Origin of the sequence: Klebsiella quasipneumoniae subsp. quasipneumoniae (assembly GCF_020525925.1) — a bacterium.
Lineage (GTDB): Bacteria > Pseudomonadota > Gammaproteobacteria > Enterobacterales > Enterobacteriaceae > Klebsiella > Klebsiella quasipneumoniae.
Genome location: NZ_CP084876.1, coordinates 1,751,610 through 1,773,293, shown reverse-complemented (window position 1 = coordinate 1,773,293; position 21,684 = coordinate 1,751,610). Strand labels below are relative to the sequence as shown.

General features: G+C 64.1%; 22 protein-coding genes and 1 other annotated feature. Of the genes, 17 read left to right on the top strand and 5 right to left on the bottom strand.

The window, feature by feature from the left end:
- Nucleotides 1-10 precede the first annotated feature (10 nt).
- From nifT to nifM, 11 genes are all read left to right on the top strand, one after another.
- Nucleotides 11-229, top strand: coding sequence for a putative nitrogen fixation protein NifT (gene nifT, locus LGM20_RS08560; protein ID WP_004203557.1), 219 nt, complete (start codon nt 11-13; stop codon nt 227-229).
- A 10-nt stretch (nt 230-239) separates the two neighbouring features.
- Nucleotides 240-902 carry a NifB/NifX family molybdenum-iron cluster-binding protein gene (locus LGM20_RS08555; RefSeq protein ID WP_044524054.1) on the top strand — a complete coding sequence of 221 codons (663 nt, stop codon included), beginning with the start codon at nt 240-242 and terminating at the stop codon, nt 900-902.
- A gap of 625 nt (nt 903-1,527) precedes the next feature.
- Entirely contained in the window at nt 1,528-2,901 is a 1,374-nt protein-coding gene (gene nifE / locus LGM20_RS08550; RefSeq protein ID WP_044524056.1) for a nitrogenase iron-molybdenum cofactor biosynthesis protein NifE, read from the top strand.
- Between the two features lie 9 nt (nt 2,902-2,910).
- On the top strand, nt 2,911-4,296 hold the full coding sequence (nifN, locus tag LGM20_RS08545) for a nitrogenase iron-molybdenum cofactor biosynthesis protein NifN (RefSeq protein WP_044524058.1): 1,386 nt from the start codon (nt 2,911-2,913) through the stop codon (nt 4,294-4,296).
- On the top strand, nt 4,283-4,753 hold the full coding sequence (locus LGM20_RS08540) for a NifB/NifX family molybdenum-iron cluster-binding protein (protein ID WP_023290342.1): 471 nt from the start codon (nt 4,283-4,285) through the stop codon (nt 4,751-4,753). The genes nifN and LGM20_RS08540 overlap by 14 nt, the downstream gene beginning before the upstream one ends.
- 194 nt (nt 4,754-4,947) lie before the next feature.
- Entirely contained in the window at nt 4,948-5,787 is an 840-nt protein-coding gene (nifU, locus tag LGM20_RS08535) for a Fe-S cluster assembly protein NifU (protein ID WP_032454927.1), read from the top strand.
- A gap of 15 nt (nt 5,788-5,802) precedes the next feature.
- Nucleotides 5,803-7,005, top strand: a complete 1,203-nt coding sequence (gene nifS, locus LGM20_RS08530) for a cysteine desulfurase NifS (protein ID WP_044524059.1) — start codon at nt 5,803-5,805, stop codon at nt 7,003-7,005.
- A gap of 15 nt (nt 7,006-7,020) precedes the next feature.
- Entirely contained in the window at nt 7,021-8,163 is a 1,143-nt protein-coding gene (gene nifV / locus LGM20_RS08525) for a homocitrate synthase (RefSeq protein WP_023290345.1), read from the top strand.
- Between the two features lie 2 nt (nt 8,164-8,165).
- Nucleotides 8,166-8,423 carry a nitrogenase-stabilizing/protective protein NifW gene (locus LGM20_RS08520; RefSeq protein ID WP_023290346.1) on the top strand — a complete coding sequence of 86 codons (258 nt, stop codon included), beginning with the start codon at nt 8,166-8,168 and terminating at the stop codon, nt 8,421-8,423.
- A complete protein-coding gene (locus LGM20_RS08515; RefSeq protein WP_023290347.1) occupies nt 8,420-8,863 on the top strand; it encodes a nitrogen fixation protein NifZ in 444 nt (147 codons plus the stop codon). Before LGM20_RS08520 ends, LGM20_RS08515 begins: the two co-directional genes overlap by 4 nt.
- Nucleotides 8,863-9,663 carry a nitrogen fixation protein NifM gene (gene nifM / locus LGM20_RS08510; RefSeq protein ID WP_044524060.1) on the top strand — a complete coding sequence of 267 codons (801 nt, stop codon included), beginning with the start codon at nt 8,863-8,865 and terminating at the stop codon, nt 9,661-9,663. The genes LGM20_RS08515 and nifM overlap by 1 nt, the downstream gene beginning before the upstream one ends.
- A gap of 22 nt (nt 9,664-9,685) precedes the next feature.
- On the opposite strand, the gene LGM20_RS08505 is transcribed toward nifM, so the two are convergent.
- Nucleotides 9,686-10,216: a flavodoxin gene (locus LGM20_RS08505; protein WP_044524061.1), complete on the bottom strand. Its 531-nt coding sequence runs from the start codon at nt 10,214-10,216 to the stop codon at nt 9,686-9,688.
- Between the two features lie 319 nt (nt 10,217-10,535).
- On the opposite strand from LGM20_RS08505, the gene nifL reads away from it, so the two are divergent.
- From nifL to LGM20_RS08485, 4 genes are all read left to right on the top strand, one after another.
- A complete protein-coding gene (gene nifL / locus LGM20_RS08500; protein WP_023290350.1) occupies nt 10,536-12,020 on the top strand; it encodes a nitrogen fixation negative regulator NifL in 1,485 nt (494 codons plus the stop codon).
- Nucleotides 12,017-13,591: a nif-specific transcriptional activator NifA gene (nifA, locus tag LGM20_RS08495; protein ID WP_044524062.1), complete on the top strand. Its 1,575-nt coding sequence runs from the start codon at nt 12,017-12,019 to the stop codon at nt 13,589-13,591. The genes nifL and nifA overlap by 4 nt, the downstream gene beginning before the upstream one ends.
- Nucleotides 13,592-13,755: 164 nt before the next feature.
- Complete coding sequence (gene nifB, locus LGM20_RS08490) at nt 13,756-15,162, top strand: nitrogenase cofactor biosynthesis protein NifB (protein WP_044524063.1); 1,407 nt, start codon at nt 13,756-13,758, stop codon at nt 15,160-15,162.
- Nucleotides 15,162-15,677: a nitrogen fixation protein NifQ gene (locus LGM20_RS08485; protein WP_023290352.1), complete on the top strand. Its 516-nt coding sequence runs from the start codon at nt 15,162-15,164 to the stop codon at nt 15,675-15,677. The genes nifB and LGM20_RS08485 overlap by 1 nt, the downstream gene beginning before the upstream one ends.
- A 1,308-nt stretch (nt 15,678-16,985) precedes the next feature.
- On the opposite strand, the gene plaP is transcribed toward LGM20_RS08485, so the two are convergent.
- The 4 genes from plaP to LGM20_RS08465 form a co-directional block, all read right to left on the bottom strand.
- The gene (gene plaP / locus LGM20_RS08480; RefSeq protein WP_004203583.1) at nt 16,986-18,344 is read right to left on the bottom strand and encodes a putrescine/proton symporter PlaP; all 1,359 of its coding nucleotides are present in this window, start codon (nt 18,342-18,344) and stop codon (nt 16,986-16,988) included.
- Nucleotides 18,334-18,396: a membrane protein YoeI gene (gene yoeI / locus LGM20_RS26615; protein ID WP_096335043.1), complete on the bottom strand. Its 63-nt coding sequence runs from the start codon at nt 18,394-18,396 to the stop codon at nt 18,334-18,336. The genes plaP and yoeI overlap by 11 nt, the downstream gene beginning before the upstream one ends.
- Before the next feature lie 236 nt (nt 18,397-18,632).
- Nucleotides 18,633-19,523 carry a LysR family transcriptional regulator gene (locus tag LGM20_RS08470; protein ID WP_032453438.1) on the bottom strand — a complete coding sequence of 297 codons (891 nt, stop codon included), beginning with the start codon at nt 19,521-19,523 and terminating at the stop codon, nt 18,633-18,635.
- Nucleotides 19,524-19,561: 38 nt separating this feature from the next.
- Complete coding sequence (locus LGM20_RS08465; protein WP_004152513.1) at nt 19,562-20,386, bottom strand: SDR family oxidoreductase; 825 nt, start codon at nt 20,384-20,386, stop codon at nt 19,562-19,564.
- 176 nt (nt 20,387-20,562) lie between these two features.
- Between LGM20_RS08465 and hisL the strand changes: the two genes are divergently transcribed.
- Both hisL and hisG read left to right on the top strand, forming a co-directional pair.
- Complete coding sequence (gene hisL / locus LGM20_RS08460; protein WP_004899375.1) at nt 20,563-20,613, top strand: his operon leader peptide; 51 nt, start codon at nt 20,563-20,565, stop codon at nt 20,611-20,613.
- Nucleotides 20,589-20,711 (top strand) — a sequence feature (His leader region). Its footprint overlaps the gene before it by 25 nt.
- A 47-nt stretch (nt 20,712-20,758) precedes the next feature.
- Complete coding sequence (gene hisG / locus LGM20_RS08455) at nt 20,759-21,658, top strand: ATP phosphoribosyltransferase (RefSeq protein ID WP_023290356.1); 900 nt, start codon at nt 20,759-20,761, stop codon at nt 21,656-21,658.
- The last annotated feature ends 26 nt before the right edge of the window (nt 21,659-21,684 follow it).

Here is a 21,684-nt window from a genome sequence, read left to right as displayed (position 1 = left end):
AGGAGGGAGTATGCCCATCGTGATTTTCCGTGAGCGCGGCGAGGCGCTGTATGCCTATATCGCCAAACAGGATCTGGAGGCCCGGGTGCTTCAGGTCGAACATGACGAGACGGACCGCTGGGGCGGCGCGATTGCCCTTGAAGGGGGACGTCGCTACTACGTCAATCCGCAGCCGGGGCGGCCGGTCTTTCCGATAAGCCTGCGCGCCACCCGCAGCACGCTGCTATAAGGAGCTGGAAATGTCCGATAACGATACCCTTTTCTGGCGTCTGCTGGCGCTATTCCAGACGCTGCCGGAGCTGCAGCCGGTGCAAGTCGTCGACTGGCTGGCGCAGGAGTGCGGCGAAACCCTGACCCCGGCACGGTTAACCACCCTGACGCAGCCTCAGCTGGCCGCCAGCTTTCCTTCGGCGACGGCGGTGATGTCCCCGGCCCGCTGGGCGCGGGTCATCGCCTGCCTGCAGGGGGCGCTGCCCGGCCATTTGCGCATCGCCCGGTCACCCCAGCGGACGCCGCAGCTGCGGGTCGCCTTCTGTTCGCAGGATGGCCTGGTCATCAATGGTCATTTTGGCCAGAACCGGCTGTTTTTTATCTATGCCTTCGATGACCAGGGCGGCTGGCTGGCGGATCTGCGCCGCTACCCCTCCGCGCCCCACCAGCAGGAGGCCAACGAAGTGCGCGCCCGGCTTATAGAGGACTGTCAGCTGCTGTTTTGCCAGGAGATCGGCGGGCCCGCCGCCGCCCGGCTGATCCGCCACCGGATCCACCCGATGAAAGCGCCGCCGGGCACGACGATCCAGGCCCAGTGCGAGGCGATCAATACGCTGCTGGCCGGCCGTTTGCCGCCGTGGCTGGCGAAGCACCTCAACCGGGATAACCCTCTGGAGGAACGTGTTTTTTAATCGTTGTGTTGTGCTTGTTGCCCGCCGACCCCGCGGGCCTTTTTTTGCCCCTGCAGGTGACATCCTTTCTTTCAGCCAGGCAAGCGCCTGAGGACAGGGACATCCTTTCTTTCAGCAAGGCAAGCGCCGCAGGACAGGGACAAAAGTGACAGCGGGGGGTTAGGCGCATCAGGAAAATTGGCGAGAACGCAGGCGCGCATCCAGGACTGGCCGCCAGGACGGCGGCCAGAGGGCGGTCGAGACAGGGATGTCGAGTCCGCCCGTTCCGCCAGATGAAGCCGGAGTGGAGCGGACCGCGCAGCGGCAATTTTCAGCGCCATGCGGGGGGTCATGGGGGGCGGGCGAAACGCCCCCCATGCCGTTCACCCGCAGAGGGCGCGATGAAATAGAGAGGAAGGTTGGTGAACGGAATATTCCACCTTATCGACGCTTCCCGTCATTCGCCAATATGCGGCAATACTGTCACGGTAAATCCAGTCATCAGGGGATAATCCACGCCTTCCCCCTGTTTGATTGTTGCCTTTGTCGCAAAGCCCACAACCCTTTTTCCTTAAAAATCAACCCCCCTCTCCCTGGAGCGCGAATTGCATCACCTCCCCGGTCTCCCACCGTCAACGAGGTCACTATGAAGGGAAAGGAAATTCTGGCGCTGCTGGACGAACCCGCCTGCGAGCACAACCAGAAGCAAAAATCCGGCTGCAGCGCCCCTAAGCCCGGCGCCACCGCCGGCGGCTGCGCCTTCGACGGCGCGCAGATAACGCTCCTGCCCATCGCCGATGTCGCGCACCTGGTGCACGGCCCTATCGGCTGCGCGGGAAGCTCGTGGGATAACCGCGGCAGCGTCAGCGCCGGCCCGGCCCTCAACCGGCTCGGCTTTACCACCGATCTCAACGAACAGGATGTGATTATGGGCCGCGGCGAACGCCGCCTGTTCCATGCCGTGCGTCACATCGTCGACCGCTATCGCCCGGCGGCGGTCTTTATCTACAACACCTGCGTACCGGCGATGGAAGGCGATGACATTGAGGCGGTGTGCCAGGCCGCGCAGACCGCCACCGGCGTCCCGGTCATCGCCATTGACGCCGCCGGCTTCTACGGCAGCAAAAATCTTGGCAACCGGATAGCGGGCGACGTAATGCTCAGGCAGGTGATTGGCCAGCGCGAACCCGCCCCATGGCCGGATAACACGCCCTTTGCCCCGGCCCAGCGCCACGATATCGGCCTGATTGGCGAATTCAATATCGCCGGCGAGTTCTGGCAGGTCCAGCCGCTGCTCGACGAGCTGGGGATCCGCGTCCTCGGCAGCCTCTCCGGCGACGGCCGCTTTGCCGAGATCCAGACCCTGCACCGGGCGCAGGCCAATATGCTGGTGTGCTCGCGAGCGCTGATCAACGTCGCCCGGGGGCTGGAGCTACGCTACGGCACGCCGTGGTTTGAGGGCAGCTTCTACGGGATCCGCGCCACCTCCGACGCCTTGCGCCAGCTGGCGGCGCTGCTGGGGGATGACGACCTGTGCCGCCGCACCGAGGCACTGATCGCCCGCGAGGAGCGAGCAGCGGAGCAGGCGCTAGCGCCGTGGCGCGAGCAGCTCCGCGGGCGCAAAGTGCTGCTCTACACCGGCGGCGTGAAATCCTGGTCGGTGGTCTCGGCCCTGCAGGATCTCGGCATGACCGTGGTGGCCACCGGCACGCGGAAATCCACCGAGGAGGACAAACAGCGGATCCGGGAGCTGATGGGCGACGAGGCGGTGATGCTTGAGGAGGGCAACGCCCGCACCCTGCTCGACGTGGTGTACCGCTATCAGGCGGATCTGATGATCGCCGGCGGACGCAATATGTACACCGCCTGGAAAGCCCGGCTGCCGTTCCTCGATATCAATCAGGAGCGGGAGCACGCCTACGCTGGCTACCAGGGCATCATCACCCTCGCCCGCCAGCTCTGTCTGACCCTCGCCAGCCCCGTCTGGCCGCAAACGCATGCCCGCGCCCCGTGGCGCTAGGAGAACACCATGGCAGACCTTATCCGTAGCGAAAAACCGCTGGCGGTGAGCCCGATTAAAACCGGGCAACCGCTCGGGGCGATCCTCGCCAGCCTTGGGCTGGCCCAGGCCATCCCGCTGGTCCATGGCGCCCAGGGCTGCAGCGCCTTCGCCAAAGTTTTCTTTATTCAGCATTTTCATGACCCGGTGCCCCTGCAGTCGACGGCCATGGATCCGACCGCCACGATCATGGGCGCCGACGGCAATATCTTCACCGCGCTCGACACCCTCTGCCAGCGCCACAGTCCGCAGGCCATTGTGCTGCTCAGCACCGGACTGGCGGAGGCGCAGGGCAGCGATATCGCCCGGGTGGTACGCCAGTTTCGCGAGGCGCATCCCCGCCATAACGGCGTGGCGATCCTCACCGTCAACACCCCGGATTTTTTTGGCTCCATGGAAAACGGCTACAGCGCGGTGATCGAGAGCATCATCGAGCAGTGGGTGGCGCCGACGCCGCGTCCGGGGCAGCGGCCCCGGCGGGTCAACCTGCTGGTCAGCCACCTCTGTTCGCCAGGGGATATCGAATGGCTGAGCCGCTGCGTGGAGGCCTTTGGCCTGCAGCCGGTGGTCCTGCCGGACCTCTCCCTGTCGATGGATGGCCACCTGGGTCAGGGGGATTTTACGCCCCTGACCCAGGGCGGCGCCTCGCTGCGCCAGATTGCGCAGATGGGCCAGAGTCTGGGCAGCTTCGCCATCGGCGTGTCGCTGCAGCGGGCGGCATCGCTGCTGAGCCAGCGCAGCCGCGGAGAGGTGATCGCCCTGCCGCACCTGATGACCCTCGGCCACTGCGATACCTTTATTCATCAGCTGGCGAAGCTGTCCGGGCGCCGCGTACCGGCCTGGATTGAGCGCCAGCGCGGCCAGCTGCAGGACGCGATGATCGACTGCCATATGTGGCTGCAGGGCCAGCGCATGGCGATGGCCGCGGAGGGCGACCTGCTGGCGGCCTGGTGTGATTTCGCCCGCAGCCAGGGGATACAGCCCGGCCCGCTGGTCGCCCCCACCAGCCACCCCAGCCTGCGCCAGCTGCCGGTCGAGCAGGTGGTGCCGGGGGATCTGGAGGATCTCCAGCAGCTGCTGAGCCAGCAACCCGCCGATCTGCTGGTGGCTAACTCACACGCCCGCGATCTGGCGGAGCAGTTTGCCCTGCCGCTGATCCGCGTCGGCTTTCCTCTTTTCGATCGGCTCGGCGAGTTTCGCCGGGTTCGCCAGGGGTACGCCGGCATGCGCGACACGCTGTTTGAGCTGGCCAATCTGCTGCGCGACCGCCATCACCACACCGCCCTCTACCGATCGCCGCTTCGCCAGGGCGCCGACCCCCAGCAAGCTTCAGGAGACGATTATGCCGCCCATTAACCGTCAGTTTGAGATGGTCCACGCCGACGAGTGGTCGATGAAAGTCGCCTTCGCCAGCTCCGATTACCGCCATGTCGATCAGCATTTTGGCGCCACGCCGCGGCTGGTGGTCTACGGCGTCAAGGCGGATCGGGTCACCCTGCTGCGGGTGGTGGAGTTCCCGGTCGTCAGCGGCCATCAGACCGAGAAAATTGCCGAGCGCATCCACGCCCTGGAGGATTGCGTCACCCTGTTCTGCGTGGCGATTGGCGAGGCGGTTTTTCGCCAGCTGCTGCAGGTGGGCGTCCGCGCCGAACGGGTTCCCGATCAGACCACCATCCTCGGCTTACTGCAGGAGATCCAGCTCTCCTGGTATGAAAAAGCGCAGCGCCGCAGCGCTCGGCAACGCGATCCGCAGCGCTTTAACCGCCTGCTGGAAGAGCAGACGTGGCGGGAGGAGCCCGACCCGCAGCCCTGAGCCTGTCGTTTATGTGACAAAGCCCACAAAACGCCACAACAGTGTCGGCTCTGTCGGGGGCGGTTAACCCGCCAGGTCATTAACAAATAAGGTTTTTATGCGTTGGTACCGCAATTGCTTGGGGAACAGTACCACCGCCAGTCTGCGGTGCACCGCGCCCCGGCGTTTTCGTCATCATCCCTGGAGCTGACAGCATGTGGAACTACTCCGAGAAAGTGAAAGACCATTTTTTTCATCCCCGCAACGCGCGCGTGGTCGACAACGCCAACGCGGTGGGCGATGTGGGTTCATTAAGCTGCGGCGATGCGCTGCGCCTGATGCTGCGGGTTGATCCGCACACCGAGATCATCGAGGAGGCCGGCTTCCAGACCTTCGGCTGCGGCAGCGCCATCGCCTCCTCTTCCGCGCTGACGGAGCTGATTATCGGCCACACCCTGACCGAAGCCGGGCAGATCACCAACCAGCAGATCGCCGACTACCTCGACGGCCTGCCGCCGGAGAAAATGCACTGCTCGGTGATGGGCCAGGAGGCGCTGCGTGCGGCTATCGCCCATTTTCGCGGCGAAAGCCTTGAGGAGGAGCATGAGGAGGGCAAGCTGATCTGTAAATGCTTCGGCGTCGACGAAGGACATATTCGCCGGGCCGTGGTGAACAACGGCCTGACCACCCTCGAGGAGGTGATCAACTACACCAAGGCCGGCGGGGGCTGTACCGCCTGCCATGAAAAAATTGAGCTGGCGCTGGCGGCGATCCTCGCCCAACAGCCGCCCGCCCCCCTGCCGGCGGAGACGGCCCACGATGCGCAGTGGCAAAGCGTGGTCGATACCATCAACGAGCTGCGCCCGCACATTCAGGCCGACGGCGGCGACATGACGCTGGTGAGCGTCACCCCGCGCCAGGTCACCGTCAGCCTCTCCGGCAGCTGCAGCGGCTGCATGATGACCGACATGACCCTCGCCTGGCTGCAGCAAAAGCTGATGGAGCGCACCGGAAGTTACATGGACGTGGTGGCGGCCCCGGCCGCGGTTAACTAACCCCAGGGGGACACAATGAAACCTGTTTATCTCGATAACAACGCCACCACCCGTCTCGACCCGATGGTTCTCGACGCGATGATGCCCTTTTTGACCGACTTTTACGGCAATCCCTCGTCGATTCACGATTTTGGTCTGCCGGCGCAGGCCGCCCTTGAACGGGCGCACCAGCAGGTGGCCGCTCTGCTCGGGGCCGACTACCCCAGCGAGATCATTTTTACCTCCTGCGCCACCGAGGCCACGACCACCGCCATCGCCTCAGCGGTGGCCCTGATGCCGGAGCGGCGCGAGATCATCACCAGCGCGGTCGAACATCCCGCCACCCTGGCGGTGTGCGAACAGCTGGAGCGCCAGGGATACCTGATCCACCGTATCGCCGTGGATCGGCAGGGCGCTCTGGATATGGCGCAGTTTCGGGCGGCGCTTAGCCCACGCGTGGCGCTGGTCAGCATCATGTGGGCCAATAACGAAACCGGCGTCATGTTCCCGGTGCCCGAGCTGGCGGAGCTGGCCCATGAGCAGGGCGCGCTGTTTCACTGCGACGCCGTGCAGGTGGTGGGCAAAATCCCGATGGCGCTCAGCCAGACGCGGATCGATATGCTCTCCTGCTCGGCGCATAAATTCCACGGCCCCAAAGGGGTGGGCTGCCTCTGGCTGCGGCGGGGAACGCGTTTTCGCCCGCTGCTGCGCGGCGGCCACCAGGCGCATGGCCGGCGGGCCGGGACGGAAAATATCAGCGGCATTGTCGGCATGGGCGCCGCCAGCGAGCTGGCGCAGGTCCACCTTCCGGGCATGGCGCAGATTAGCCAGCTGCGCGATCGCCTTGAACATCATCTCCTGAGCGCCATTCCGGCGGTAACGGTGATGGGCGGCAGCCAGCCGCGGGTGCCCGGCACGCTTAATCTGGCCTTCGAGTGCATTGAAGGCGAGGCGATCCTGCTGCTGATGAATCAGGCCGGGATCGCCGCCTCCAGCGGCAGCGCCTGCACCTCCGGCTCGCTGGAGCCGTCGCACGTCATGCGGGCGATGAATATTCCTTACACCGCGGCCCACGGCACCGTTCGCTTCTCCCTCTCGCGCTACACCCGGGAAAAAGAGATCGACTACGTCATCGCCGCCCTGCCTCCTGTTATCGACCGGCTGCGCGCCCTGTCGCCCTACTGGCGAAACGGCCAGCCGCTCCTGCAGGATGGCGCCTTCGCGCCGGTCTTCGGTTAAGACGGAGAGACGACAATGGGACGCGTACTGATCAATGACACCACCCTGCGCGATGGCGAACAGAGTCCCGGCGTGGCCTTCCAGGCCAGCGAAAAAATCGCCATCGCCGAGGCGCTGTACGCGGCGGGGATAGAGGCGCTGGAGGTCGGCACCCCGGCGATGGGCGAGGAGGAGTGCGCCCGTATCCGGCTGGTGCGCCGTCAGCTCCCTGGCGCCACGCTGATGACCTGGTGCCGGATGCAGGCCGGCGAAATTCGCCTGAGCGCCGAGCTGGGCATGGACTGGGTGGATATCTCCATCCCCGCCTCCGACAAGCTGCGGCAGTACAAACTGCGCGAGAGCTTACCGCTGCTGCTGGAGCGGCTGACGGGTCTGATCCACCTCGCCCATACCCTTGGCCTGAAGGTCTGCATTGGCTGTGAGGACGCCTCGCGGGCCAGCGACGCGACGCTACGGGATATTGCCCGGCAGGCCGGCGAGGCGGGGGCTGCCCGTCTGCGCTATGCCGACACCGTCGGTATCCTCGACCCGTTTACCACCGCGGCGCAGATCGCCGCCCTGCGTAACGTCTGGCCCGGCGAACTCGAGATGCACGCCCATAACGATCTCGGGCTGGCCACCGCCAACACCCTCGCGGCGGTACGCGCCGGGGCCACCAGCGTGAACACCACCGTGCTGGGCCTGGGCGAACGGGCGGGCAACGCGGCGCTGGAAACGGTGGCGCTTGGGCTGGAGCGCTGCCTGGGCGTCGAGACCGGGGTGCGTTTCACCGCCCTGCCGGCGCTGTGCGAACAGGTGGCCCTCGCCACCCGCCGCCCTGTCGATCCCCAGCAGCCGCTGGTGGGCGAGCTGGTTTTTACCCATGAGTCCGGCGTGCACGTCGCGGCGCTACTGCGCGACAGCGAGAGCTATCAGGCGATCGACCCCGCCCTGCTGGGCCGCGGCTATCGGCTGGTGCTGGGCAAACACTCCGGTCGCCAGGCGGTTAACGGCGTCTTCGACCGGATGGGCTATCACCTGACGTCAGCGCAAATTGACCAGCTGCTGCCGGCGCTCCGCCACTTTGCGGAAACCGGCAAACGCAGCCCGCGGGATGATGAGCTGGCGGCAATCTATCACGCGCTCTGCGGCGCCGAAACGCTGCAGGCCAGGGGGTAAGCATGGAGTGGTTTTATCAGATCCCCGGCGTAGACGACCTGCGCTCCGCCGACGCCTTCTTTCAGTTTTTCGCCGTTCCCTACCAGCCCGAGCGTCTGGCCCATTGCAGCCTGCCGGTGCTGGCCGCCTTTCACCGCAAGCTACGGGCGGAAGTGCCCCTGCTCAACCAGCTGGAGGAGAACCCGCGCGCGCACTGGCTGCTGGCGCGCCGGCTGCTGGCGGAGAGTTATCAGCAGCAGTTCGAGGAGAACACGCCATGAGACCCACATTTACCTTTAGCGAAGCGGTCCGCGTCGTGCGCGCCATCCGTAACGATGGCACCTATGCGGGCCTGCCGTCCGGCGCCCTGTTGGTGCGCCGGGGCAGCATCGGCTATGTCCGCGACTGGGGGGTATTCTTGCAGGACCAGGTCATCTACCAGGTCCACTTCCCGGAGAGCGACCGGATCGTCGGCTGCCGCGAACAGGAGCTGATTGCCGGCGATCGTCCCTGGCTGGCGGGGAATCTGCAGTATGGCGATAACGTCACCTGCCAGACGGCGCTGACGTTGCAGGGCGAAGTGGTGGTCAACGTCGGTCAGCAGGGGCGTATTGAGGCCACCGATCGGGGCGAGCGCGGGGACGGCTATATCGTCGACTTCGGCGGCCGCTGGTTCCAGGTTCCGGTGACCGCGCTGGCCCTGGCAGAGGAGGAAGAATAATGCAGCCATGGCAACGATTTGGCCGGCGGCGGCTGGCGCAGAGCCGCTGGAACTGCGAACCGTCGGCCATCGCCGCGGCGGACCGGGAGGCCTTCGAGGCGGCCTGGCAGCGTCAGGCCCGCGTGGAGCAGGCGCTGATCGCCGAGGTCGCGGCGGAGACGATCCCCGCCGCGCTACGGGAAGGCCTCGCCGCTTCGCTGCGCCTCTGGCTGGATGAGGGCGGATTTACGCCGCCGGAGCGGGCGGCGATCGTCCTGCATCATGCCCGGCTGGAAACCGCCTTCGCCGGGATTGCCAGCCAGGCGCCGCAGCCGGATCCCGCCGCGGTGCAGGCCTGGTATCTGCGGCATCAGGCGCAGTTTATGCGCCCGGAACAGCGGTTGACCCGCCATCTGCTGCTCACCGTCGATGGCGATGAGCAGGCGGTTTACTCGCGCATCCAGGCGCTTCATGGGCAAATCGCGGCCTCCCGCGAGGCGTTTGCGCCGCTGGCCCAGCGACACTCCCACTGCCCGAGCGCGCTGGACGGCGGGCGACTGGGGTGGATCGGGCGGGGGTTGCTCTATCCGCAGCTGGAGGAGGCCCTGTTTGCGCTGACGGAAAATGCGCTGAGCGCGCCGGTGGCCAGCGAGCTGGGCTGGCACCTGGTATGGTGCGAAGCCATCCGCCCCGCCGCGCCGATGACGCCTGAACAGGCGCTGGAAAGCGCCCGCGATTACCTTATTCAACAGAGCCAGCGCCGCCACCAGCGCCAGTGGCTGGCTGAGATGTTAGCGCGCCAGCCGGGGCTATGCGGGTAGCCGACAGGCCACCCGCCAGCGTCTACAGCAGTTGCGGTTTGATCTCCTCAAGCCAGGTCGCCAGACGCGTTTCGGTCTCGTCGAACTGGTTATCCTGGTCCAGCACCAGCCCGACAAACCGCTCCCCCTCCAGCGCCGATGAGGCGCTGAACTCATACCCCTCGTTCGGCCAGCTGCCGATCATCGTCGCCCCGCGGGCGCGCAGGGCGTCGTACAGCGGCCGCAGCCCGCTGGCGAAGTTATCGGGATAGCCGCGCTGATCGCCGAGGCCAAACAGCGCCACCGTTTTTCCCTGCAGGCTGACGTCGCCGAGGTTGCGGATAAACTCGGCCCACGACTCGCTCTCGCCCCCGGCCTCAAGGCCAGGCAGCTGGCCGTCGCCCAGCGTCGGCGTGCCCAGCAGCAGGGCCGGGTAGGCCAGCAGGTCCGCCAGCGTGGCGCGGTTAATATTGACCGGGGCAGCGGCGGCCTCCCCCAGCTGCTTGTGGATCAGTTTCGCGATCTTGCGGGTTTTACCGGTATCGGTGCCAAAGAAAATGCCAATGTTCGCCATAGTACGCTCCTGTCGGAATGGTGTCGGAAATAGGGATTACCGCAGGGGTATTGCGAAGGCTGTGCCAGGTTGCCCTGCACCGTGACGGCTCATCCCTGCCCCATCAGGATCGCTTCCCGCCGCCGCAGCGCCCGCGCAAGGCGCCCCCGGCGGGCCGAAAGGTAAAAATCAGCGGATTTTCCCCCTGTCGGATCAATGTTTCGTTCGGTCGTTTCGATAAGGGCGCACCGTTTGCATGGTTATCCGGGTTCGGCTCAGCCCGCCGCGATCCGCGCAGGGTGTCGGACAATTTGTCATAACTGCGACACAGGAGTTTGCGATGACCCTGAATATGATGCTCGATAACGCCGCGCCGGAAGCCATCGCCGGCGCGCTGACTCAACAACATCCGGGGCTGTTTTTTACCATGGTGGAACAGGCCTCAGTGGCGATTTCCCTCACCGACGCCAGCGCCAGGATCATCTACGCCAACCCGGCGTTTTGCCGCCAGACCGGCTATTCGCTGGCGCAATTGTTAAATCAGAACCCGCGCCTGCTGGCCAGCAGCCAGACGCCGCGCGAGATCTATCAGGAGATGTGGCATACCCTGCTCCAGCGTCAGCCGTGGCGCGGCCAGCTGATTAACCAGCGGCGGGACGGCGGCCTGTACCTGGTGGAGATTGACATCACTCCGGTGCTCAGTCCGCAAGGGGAACTGGAGCATTATCTGGCGATGCAGCGGGATATCAGCGTCAGCTATACCCTGGAGCAGCGGCTGCGCAACCATATGACCCTGATGGAGGCGGTGCTGAATAATATTCCCGCCGCCGTGGTGGTAGTGGACGAGCAGGATCGGGTGGTGATGGACAACCTTGCCTATAAAACCTTCTGCGCCGACTGCGGCGGCCGGGAGCTGCTCACCGAGCTGCAGGTCTCCCCAGGCCGGATGACGCCCGGCGTGGAGCAGATCCTGCCGGTGGCGATCCGCGGGGCCGCGCGCTGGCTGTCGGTGACCTGCTGGCCGCTGCCCGGCGTCAGCGAAGAGGCCAGCCGCTACTTTATCGACAGCGCGCTGGCGCGAACCCTGGTGGTGATCGCCGACTGTACCCAGCAGCGCCAGCAGCAGGAGCAGGGCCGCCTCGACCGGCTGAAGCAGCAAATGACCGCCGGCAAGCTGCTGGCGGCGATCCGCGAGTCGCTGGACGCCGCGCTGATCCAGCTGAACTGCCCGATTAACATGCTGGCGGCGGCCCGTCGGCTGAACGGCGAGAGCAGCGGCAACGTGGCGCTGGAGGCCGCCTGGCGCGAAGGGGAAGAGGCGATGGCCCGGCTCCAGCGCTGTCGTCCGTCGCTGGATCTCGAAAACCCCGCCGTCTGGCCGCTGCAGCCCTTTTTCGACGACCTGTGCGCCCTCTACCGCACCCGCTTCGATGCCGAGGGGCTGCAGCTGGACATGGCCTCGCCGCATCTGATCGGCTTTGGCCAGCGCACTCAGCTGCTGGCGTGCTTAAGCCTGTGGTTCGACCGCACCCTGGCCCTCGCCGCCGAGCTGCCTTCCGTCCCGCTGGCGATGCAGCTCTATGCCGAGGAAAACGACGGCTGGCTGGCGCTGTACCTGACCGACAACGTGCCGCTGCTGCAGGTGCGCTACGCCCACTCCCCCGACGCGCTGAACTCGCCGGGCAAAGGCATGGAGCTGCGGCTGATCCAGACCCTGGTGGCGCACCATCGCGGGGCCATCGAGCTGACTTCCCGGCCGCAGGGCGGCACCTGCCTGACCCTGCGTTTCCCGCTGTTTAACACCCTGACCGGAGGTGAAGCATGATCCCCGAATCCGACCCGGACACCACCGTCAGACGCTTCGACCTCTCTCAGCAGTTCACCGCCATGCAGCGGATAAGCGTGGTGCTGAGCCGCGCCACCGAGGCCAGCAAAACGCTGCAGGAGGTGCTCAGCGTATTGCACAACGATGCCTTTATGCAGCACGGGATGATCTGTCTGTACGACAGCGAGCAGGAGATCCTCAGTATCGAAGCGCTGCAGCAAACCGAGCAGCAGACTCTCCCCGGCAGCGCGCAGATCCGCTATCGTCCCGGCGAGGGGCTGGTGGGGACGGTGCTGGCCCAGGGGCAATCGCTGGTGCTGCCCCGGGTCGCCGACGATCAGCGTTTTCTCGACCGCCTGAGCCTCTACGATTACGAGCTGCCGTTTATCGCCGTGCCGCTAATGGGGCCCAACGCCCGGCCCATGGGAGTGCTGGCGGCCCAGCCGATGGCGCGCCAGGAAGAGCGGCTGCCGGCCTGCACCCGCTTTCTCGAAACCGTCGCCAACCTCATCGCCCAGACCATCCGGCTGATGATCCTCCCGGCCTCCGCCACCCTGCCGGGCCGCCAGCCGCCGAAGGTGGAACGGCCGCCGGCCTGCTCGTCGTCGCGCGGGGTGGGCCTTGACAATATGGTCGGCAAGAGCCCGGCGATGCGCCAGATCGTGGAGGTGATCCGCCAGGTTTCGCGCTGGGACACCACTGTGCTGGTACGCGGCGAAAGCGGCACCGGGAAAGAGCTGATCGCCAATGCCATCCACCACCATTCCCCGCGGGCTGGCGCCGCCTTCGTCAAATTTAACTGCGCGGCGCTGCCGGACAACCTGCTGGAAAGCGAACTGTTCGGCCATGAAAAAGGCGCCTTTACCGGCGCGGTGCGCCAGCGTAAGGGGCGTTTTGAGCTGGCGGATGGCGGCACCCTGTTCCTCGACGAGATTGGCGAAAGCAGCGCCTCGTTCCAGGCTAAGCTGCTGCGCATCCTGCAGGAGGGAGAGATGGAGCGGGTCGGCGGCGATGAGACCCTGCGGGTGAATGTCCGCATCATCGCCGCCACCAACCGCCACCTGGAGGAGGAGGTCCGGTTGGGCCACTTCCGCGAGGATCTTTACTATCGCCTGAACGTGATGCCCATCGCCCTGCCCCCGCTGCGCGAGCGTCAGGAGGACATCGCCGAGCTGGCGCACTTTCTGGTGCGCAAAATTGGCCAGCATCAGGGGCGCACGCTGCGGATCAGCGAGGGGGCGATCCGTCTGCTGATGGAGTACAGCTGGCCGGGCAATGTTCGCGAACTGGAGAACTGCCTCGAACGATCGGCGGTGATGTCCGAGAGCGGCCTGATCGATCGCGACGTGATCCTCTTCACCCACCAGGAACGTCCGGCCAAAGCCCTGCCCGCCAGCGGGCCGGCGGAAGACAGCTGGCTGGACAACAGCCTGGACGAACGCCAGCGGCTGATCGCCGCGCTGGAAAAAGCCGGCTGGGTGCAGGCCAAGGCAGCGCGGCTGCTGGGGATGACGCCGCGCCAGGTCGCCTACCGGATCCAGATCATGGATATCACCCTGCCGCGTCTGTAAGCCACGGTGTCAGGTTCAGGACATTGTCGCCTGCGCGGCGGGAACGCGACAATATTTTGCCGCAGGGATGCGGAATAACACCTTTCTTTTCAGCATGATAAAAAATCCCTCTCTGGTATGCCCTTTGCAGCAGGAAGGTATCGCCCAACCAAGAAGGTACGACCATGACTTCCTGCTCTTCTTTTTCCGGCGGCAACGCCTGTCAGTCGGCGGACGCCAGCGCGTTAGCGCCGCGGGTGGCCGATAAGGTCGCCGCGCACCCCTGCTACTCCCGCAGCGGGCACCACCGTTTCGCCCGGATGCATCTCCCGGTCGCTCCGGCCTGCAATCTGCAGTGCAACTACTGCAACCGTAAATTCGACTGCAGCAATGAATCCCGCCCCGGGGTGTCTTCGACGCTGCTGACCCCCGAGCAGGCGGTGCTGAAAGTGCGCCAGGTGGCCCAGGCCATCCCGCAGCTGTCGGTGGTCGGCATTGCCGGGCCCGGCGATCCGCTGGCCAATATGACCCGCACCTTCCGCACCCTGGAGCTGGTCCGCGATCAGCTTCCGGACCTGAAATTATGCCTGTCGACCAACGGGCTGATGCTGCCCGACGCGGTGGATCGCCTGCTGGAGGTCGGTGTGGATCACGTTACGGTGACCATCAATACGCTGGATGCCGGCATCGCCGGACAAATCTACGCCTGGCTGTGGCTCGACGGCGAACGCTACCGCGGGCGGGAAGCCGGGGAGATCCTGATAGCCCGCCAGCTGGAGGGGGTCCGCAGGCTGACCAACGCCGGGGTGCTGGTCAAGATAAACTCGGTGCTGATCCCGGGGATCAACGACAGCGGCATGGCCGAGGTCAGCCGTTGTTTGCGGGAAAGCGGCGCGTTTATTCACAATATTATGCCGCTGATTGCCAGACCGGAGCACGGCACGGTCTTTGGCCTCAACGGCCAGCCAGAGCCGGACGCCGGGATGCTCGCCGCGATCCGCAGCCAGTGCGGGGCCGCGATGCCGCAGATGACGCATTGCCACCAGTGCCGCGCCGACGCCATCGGCATGCTGGGCGAAGACCGCAGCCAGCAGTTTACCCAGCTGCCGGACCCGGACAGCCTCCCCGACTGGCTGCCCATCCTCCATCAGCGCGCCGAACTTCATGCCAGCCTCGCCACCCGGGGAGAGTCGGAGGCCGATGATGCCTGTCTGGTGGCAGTGGCCTCCAGCCGCGGCGAGGTGATTGATTGTCATTTTGGCCATGCCGACCGCTTCTCGATCTACAGCCTGTCTGCCGCCGGCATGGTGCTGGTGGGCGAGCGCTTTACGCCAAAATATTGCCGCGGCGCGGAGGAGTGCGGGCCGCAGGAGAACGAAGCCAGACTGGCGGCGCTTCTCGCGCTGCTCGCCGACGTGAAAGCGGTGTTCTGCGTGCGTATCGGCCATACGCCATGGCAACAGCTCGAGCGACAGGGCATTGAGCCGCAGGTGGACGGCGCGTGGCGGTCGGTCGCCGAGGTGCTGCCCGCCTGGTGGCAGCGGCGACGACAGAGCCTGGCGGCATCGCGCCTGCGTCAGGGGGTCGCCTGATGGCGCCGGTCGACTGGTTGACCCGCCTGTGGCGACGGTATCACGCCGGAAAAGGCTGCTTTCCGCTGCGCATGGGGCTGAGCGTCGAGGCGTGGCTGGCCCTGCAGCAGCGGCTGGGCGAGGTGGCGACGCCGCTGGACAGCGAGGCGCTGAGCCGTCGCCGGCTGATGACGGAGCTGAATGCCACCCGCGACGAAGAGCGCCGCCAGCTGGCGCGATGGCTGGCGGAGTGGATCGCGCCGGGAGCCGAACCGATGGCGCCGATCGTCGCCGGGGCGGCGCTGGCGTTTAATCATCTATGGGAGGATCTGGGTCTGGATTCGCGGGCGGAACTGGGCCGGCTGATGAGCGACTGCTTTCCGCAGCTGGTGGCGCAGAATGTCCATCATATGCGCTGGAAGAAGTTCTTTTATCGCCAGCGCTGCCTGCAGTCGCAGGGTGAGATCGTCTGCCGCTCGCCGAGCTGCGACGAATGCCTGGAGCGTAGCCTCTGCTTCGAACCGCCACCGCAATAAACACCCCGCAGGTGCCCCTGCGGCTGCCCCAAAAATGCCCCTGTTTAACCGCTTTACGCGGATTTCTGCCGGGTGGCGCTTCGCTTACCCGGCCTACAAAGTCATCTACCTATCAGAAGGTTACTCAACATCCCAGGTCCGGCAAGCGCCGCGCCGCCGGGCAAGGACAGCGGGCGCGGAGCCGCTTCTGTGCCGGGTGGCGCTTCGCTTACCCGGCCTACAAAGTCATTTACCTATCAGAAGGCTACTCAACACCCCAGGTCCGGCAAGCGCCGCGCCGCCGGGCAAGGACAGCGGGCGCGGAGCCGCTTGTGTGCCGGGTGGCGCTTCGCTTACCCGGCCTACAAAGTCATCTACCTATCAGAAGGTTACTCAACACCCCAGGTCCGGCAAGCGCCGCGCCGCCGGGCAAGGACAGCGGGCGCAGTGCCGCTTGTGTGCCGGGTGGCGCTTCGCTTACCCGGCCTACAAAGTCATCTACCTATTAGAAGGTTACTCAACACCCCTGGTCCGGCAAGCGCCGCGCCGCCGGGCAAGGACAGCGGGCGCGGAGCCGCTTGTGTGCCGGGTGGCGGCTACGCCTTACCCGGCCTGGAGTTCGTGCGACCTGTCGTTAATTTTTTCACCAGCCTTGCTGAAACTGCCGGTGCTGGCGGCCTCAAAATCGCTGAGACGTTCCCGGAAGGCCGGGGCAGCCCGCATGGATGCGGGCTGAGGGCCGTGTTTTGCACGGACGCTGCCTCGGCCCGACCCGAAGCCTGCAGGGATAAGTCGAAGGGACCGCGTAGCGGCGATTTTGCTGGCCGGAGCCCGGGGGTACAGGGGGCGGCGGCGACTGGCCGCCCCCTGTGCGCTCCCTGCGCCGTAAGAGACATAACGCAGAAAATTAACCGGGAGCGCAATGTGCGCTGAAGCCACAGATAACATAAATGACCACACGGCGTTGCTTCCCCTCACCCTGGCCCTCTCCCCAAGGGAGACGGAACTGTCCGGCCATCGTTTCCGTGGCCAACATATTGCCGGGTGGCGGCTGCGCCTGACCCGGCCTACGGAGTCTGAGAACGTGGTAAACCGATAACAGTCTCCACCGCCGCCGGGCAATACATCAGGCTCCGTGCCCAATATGTTGCCGGGTGGCGCTTCGCTTACCCGGCCTACATAACCATTAAATTTCAGAAGGTTAACCATCACCGTAGGCCCGCGCAAGCGCCGCGCCGCCGGGCAAAAAAGCAGCCCCAGACGCAGACAGCAGACGAAAAAAAACCGGAGGTTTCCCTCCGGCTTTTCTCATTCACATCACGCTACGCCTTACGCCACGTCTTCGTACTGCGGCACCGGGTTGCGGAAGCTTTTGGTCACGCAGGCCAGATAGACCAGACCGATACCGGCCCAGATCAGGCCCAGAATCATCGAGCTCTCTTCCAGGTTGACCCACAGCGCGCCGACGGTCAGGGCGCCGCACATCGGCAGGAACAGATACTGGAAGTGGTCTTTCAGCGTCTTGTTGCGTTTCTCACGGATCCAGAACTGCGAAATCACCGACAGGTTAACGAAGGTAAACGCCACCAGCGCACCAAAGTTAATCAGCGCCGTCGCCATCACCAGGTCGAAGTTAATCGCCAGCAGGGCGATAGCGCCGACCAGGATGATGTTCATCGCCGGGGTGCGCCAGGTCGGGTGCACATAGCCGAAGAAGCTTTTCGGGAACACGCCGTCACGGCCCATCACGTACATCAGACGCGCCACGCCAGCGTGCGCCGCCATACCGGACGCCAGTACGGTAATGGTGGAGAAGATCAGCGCGCCAACCTGGAAGGCTTTACCTGCCACGTAGAGCATAATTTCCGGCTGTGACGCATCCGGATCTTTAAAGCGCGAGATATCCGGGAAGTACAGCTGCAGGAAGTAGGTGGCAAAGATGAAGATCAGGCCGCCGATCAGCGCGGTCAGGAAGATCGCGCGCGGAATGACGCGCTCTGCATCTTTGGTCTCTTCAGACAGGTTGCTGATGCCGTCGAAGCCGGTAAACGAGAAGCACAGGATCGTCGCCCCGGTAATCATCGGGATCACGTGCGCGTCACCGGACCAGAACGGACGGCTGCTGGCCAGCGTACCGGCGCCTTCGCCGCCAAACACGCCATAAATCACCATGCCGAGGATAACGGCAATCAGCACCACCTGCAGCACCACGATCACGGTGTTGAAGTTGGCTACGGATTTAATGCTGCGCAGGTTAAAGGCGGTCATAAAGGCGACCAGCGCGATAACAAACACCCACGACGGAATCGAAGGCACCAGCGCTTCAAAATAGATTTTCGCCAGCAGAATGTTGATCATCGGCGCGAACAGGTAGTCGAGCAGCGAGGACCAACCCACCATAAAGCCAACGGTCGGGCTGATGGATTTCTGCGCATAGGTATACGCCGAGCCGGCGGACGGGTAACGACGTACCAGCTTGCCATAGCTCAGGGCAGTAAACAGGATAGCGATTAACGCAAAGGCGTAGGCCGTCGGCACGTGACCGTCGGTCATACCAGAGACGATACCAAACGTATCGAACAGCGTCATCGGCTGCATATAGGCCAGGCCCATCATTACAACCGGAACTAACGTAAGTGTTTTACGTAATTCCACGCGAGAGGTATTTGGAGTAGCGTTATGCGACATAGTTATCCCCTTTTACGGTGAACGCCAGCGCGTAAGCAAAAAATTGCCCCATTTCTTTCTATTCCTCAGCGACAACGACTGTCGGTTTTTAGTAAATATCTATCCGGTACGAAGCCCGGCCTCTTGGTATTGAATGATGTGTCTTTCGACCAAAAAAATAACCGACACTTTAAAAAAAGCGTCGGCTAGTCTCTGGTTTTCAGGCCGCATATTTTGCAACAATATCAACGGCGTTGACAAGATGTTATGAAGTTCATTGCGTGAGCATAATTTTTAACATGCTAATATCTATACGATTTCTGTATGATAAATTGTAAAAATAGCACTATTTGCTAATAGCGCTTCGCGCCACCATTTCCCGGCCAAACCGCAGGCGGCGTCATTCCAGGCGATCCACGCGCGCTGACGAGGCGACAGCCCGCGCACGGCCAGGCTGACCAGCTCGCCGCTCTCCAGCAGCCCCTGCACCTGATAACGCGGCAGGCAACCCCACCCCAGCCCCATGCGCAGCAGCGCCAGCTGCCCCGCGGCGTCACACACCGTCAGGGTCTCCTGATCGGCGAGCAGCGCCCCACCCTCGCCGGTGGCCACCGCGCGGTAACGCCGCAGGGTTCGCCAGCTCAACGGGGCGCGGCGCGCCGCCAGAGGATGCTGCGGGGAGACCACCAGCAGCAGCTCCAGCTCGCCAAGGGGAAGATAATCATAGCCGCTCAGCGGCGGCGGCTCGCCGAGCGCCCCCAGCAGGAGATCGGCCTGCCCTTCCGTCAAGGGCCGCCAGTCCAGCAGCGAGGGGGTCAGCGTGAAGCGCAGCCGGGTCAGCGGCTGCTGTTGATAAAAGGCGGCGATCAGCGGCGAGAGTTGCGCCACGGGAAAGGTGCTGTCCACCGCCAGGCGGAGGGTATGTTCCCACCCCTGCTGCAGCTTAACCGCCCGGATCTCCAGTTCGCGGGCGATGTGCAACACTTCCCGCCCTTTCTCCAGCAGCATCTGTCCGGTGGGGGTAAAGCGCGCGCGGTGGCCGCTGCGGTCGAGCAGTTGAATATTGAGATCGCTTTCCAGCCGGTGAATGGTGTAGCTCAGCGCCGAGGGCGTTTTAAAGAGCTTTGCCGACGCCGCGGCAAAGCTCCCTTCTTTTTCCAGCGCGTCGAGGATCACGAGGACATCCAGCAGTGGTTTCATCGCTACCCCCTTACGGTATGCGAATCACCGCTGGCGGATCACTCCATCGGCATCACCAGCGGATCGGGGTACTGGTACTCAAACCCCAGCTCATTGCAGATACGATTGCCATCCACAATCTTGCCCTGGCCGCCGTCCGGGCTGTCGCTGAAGACCGGCGGCGGCAGCCCCAGCTCGCGGGCCATCTGCGGATAAAAGAGGCCGCGCGCCGGATGGCGGGGCGCACATAGATTATAGATGTGCCCGCCCTTCGGAGCCTGCAGCAGCAGTTCGATGGCGGCCACCACATCCTGCAAATGCACCAGGTTGACCACGTGCTGGCCATCCGGCGCCGACTTGCCGGCGAAAAAACGCCCCGGATGGCGGGACGGCCCCACCAGCCCGGCCAGGCGCAGAATATCCACCGAGGTCCCCGGCAGATTGTGCAGCCAGTCCTCCAGCTCCTTGAGCACCTGCCCGCTGGCGGTTTGCGGCAGGCGCGGGGAGTTCTCTTTCACCGTACCGTTGACGTTGCCATACACCGAGGTGGAGCTGGTGAAGACGATCCGCGGAATATGGTACGCCAGCGCGGTATCGACGATCTCCTGCACCGCCTGCAGATAAAACCCTTCCCCCGCCCCGGTCCGCCGGGCCGGCAGCGTGATCACCAGCGCATCGACGTTCATCAGCGCGTCGAGGTCCTCGGTATCACAGACCAGCTGCGGCTCCAGGCGCAGCGGATAGCTGTCGATCCCGCACATCCGCGCCGCCTCCACGCCATCCTGCGTGGTTTTACTGCCGGTGACCTGCCAGCCTCGCGCCGTCAACGACAGCGCCAGCGGCATCCCCAGCCATCCCAAACCGACTATCGCGACCTTTTTCATCCCAGGCTCCTGACTCTTTCGCTGTGCTGATTACAGGCTACGCCAGCCAGCGGCAACTGACAATTTCTTCGCTCAATGTGAAATGAATTAATGATAGAAAAAAGCCCTTGCTTTCTGCGGCGAAAGTGGTTTAGGTTAAAGGACATCAAATGCATAGTCATTCACAGAGAATTTTTATGAACCGCGTTCAATTTAAACACCACCATCATCACCATCATCCTGACTAGTCTTTCAGGCGATGTGTGCTGGAAGACATTTGGATCTTCCAGTGGTGTATGAACGCGCAGAGAGCCCCCGGAAGATTCACTTCCGGGGGCTTTTTTTTGGACCAAATTCGGACAGATTCAGACAGGTATTCAGAGGAAAAGAACAATGTTAGACAACACCCGTTTACGCATAGCTATTCAGAAATCAGGCCGTTTAAGCGAAGATTCACGCGAATTACTCAGCCGCTGCGGCATTAAAGTCAATTTGCACACCCAGCGTCTGATTGCGCTGGCGGAAAATATGCCAATCGACATTCTGCGCGTGCGTGATGACGATATCCCGGGCCTGGTGATGGACGGTGTTGTCGACCTCGGCATTATCGGCGAAAACGTGCTGGAAGAAGAGCTGCTCAGCCGCCGCGCCCAGGGCGAAGACCCGCGCTATTTCACCCTGCGTCGTCTGGACTTCGGCGGCTGCCGCCTGTCGCTGGCGACACCGGTGGATGAAGCCTGGAACGGCCCGGCGGCGCTGGACGGCAAACGTATCGCCACCTCTTACCCGCACCTGCTGAAGCGTTACCTCGATCAAAAAGGTATCTCCTTTAAATCCTGTCTGCTGAACGGCTCCGTGGAAGTGGCGCCGCGCGCCGGCCTCGCCGATGCCATCTGCGACCTCGTCTCCACCGGCGCCACCCTGGAAGCCAACGGCCTGCGTGAAGTGGAAGTGATCTACCGCTCCAAAGCCTGCCTGATCCAGCGCGACGGCGAAATGGACGACGCCAAACAGCAGCTGATTGACCGCCTGCTGACCCGTATTCAGGGCGTGATCCAGGCCCGCGAGTCGAAATACATCATGATGCACGCCCCGACCGAACGTCTGGAAGAAGTGGTTGCCCTGCTGCCGGGCGCCGAGCGGCCGACCATTCTGCCGCTGGCGGGCGACAAGCAGCGCGTGGCGATGCACATGGTCAGCAGCGAAACCCTGTTCTGGGAGACCATGGAAAAACTGAAGGCGCTGGGCGCCAGCTCCATTCTGGTGCTGCCGATTGAGAAGATGATGGAGTAATCGGCCAGCCGGTCACGGGACACACA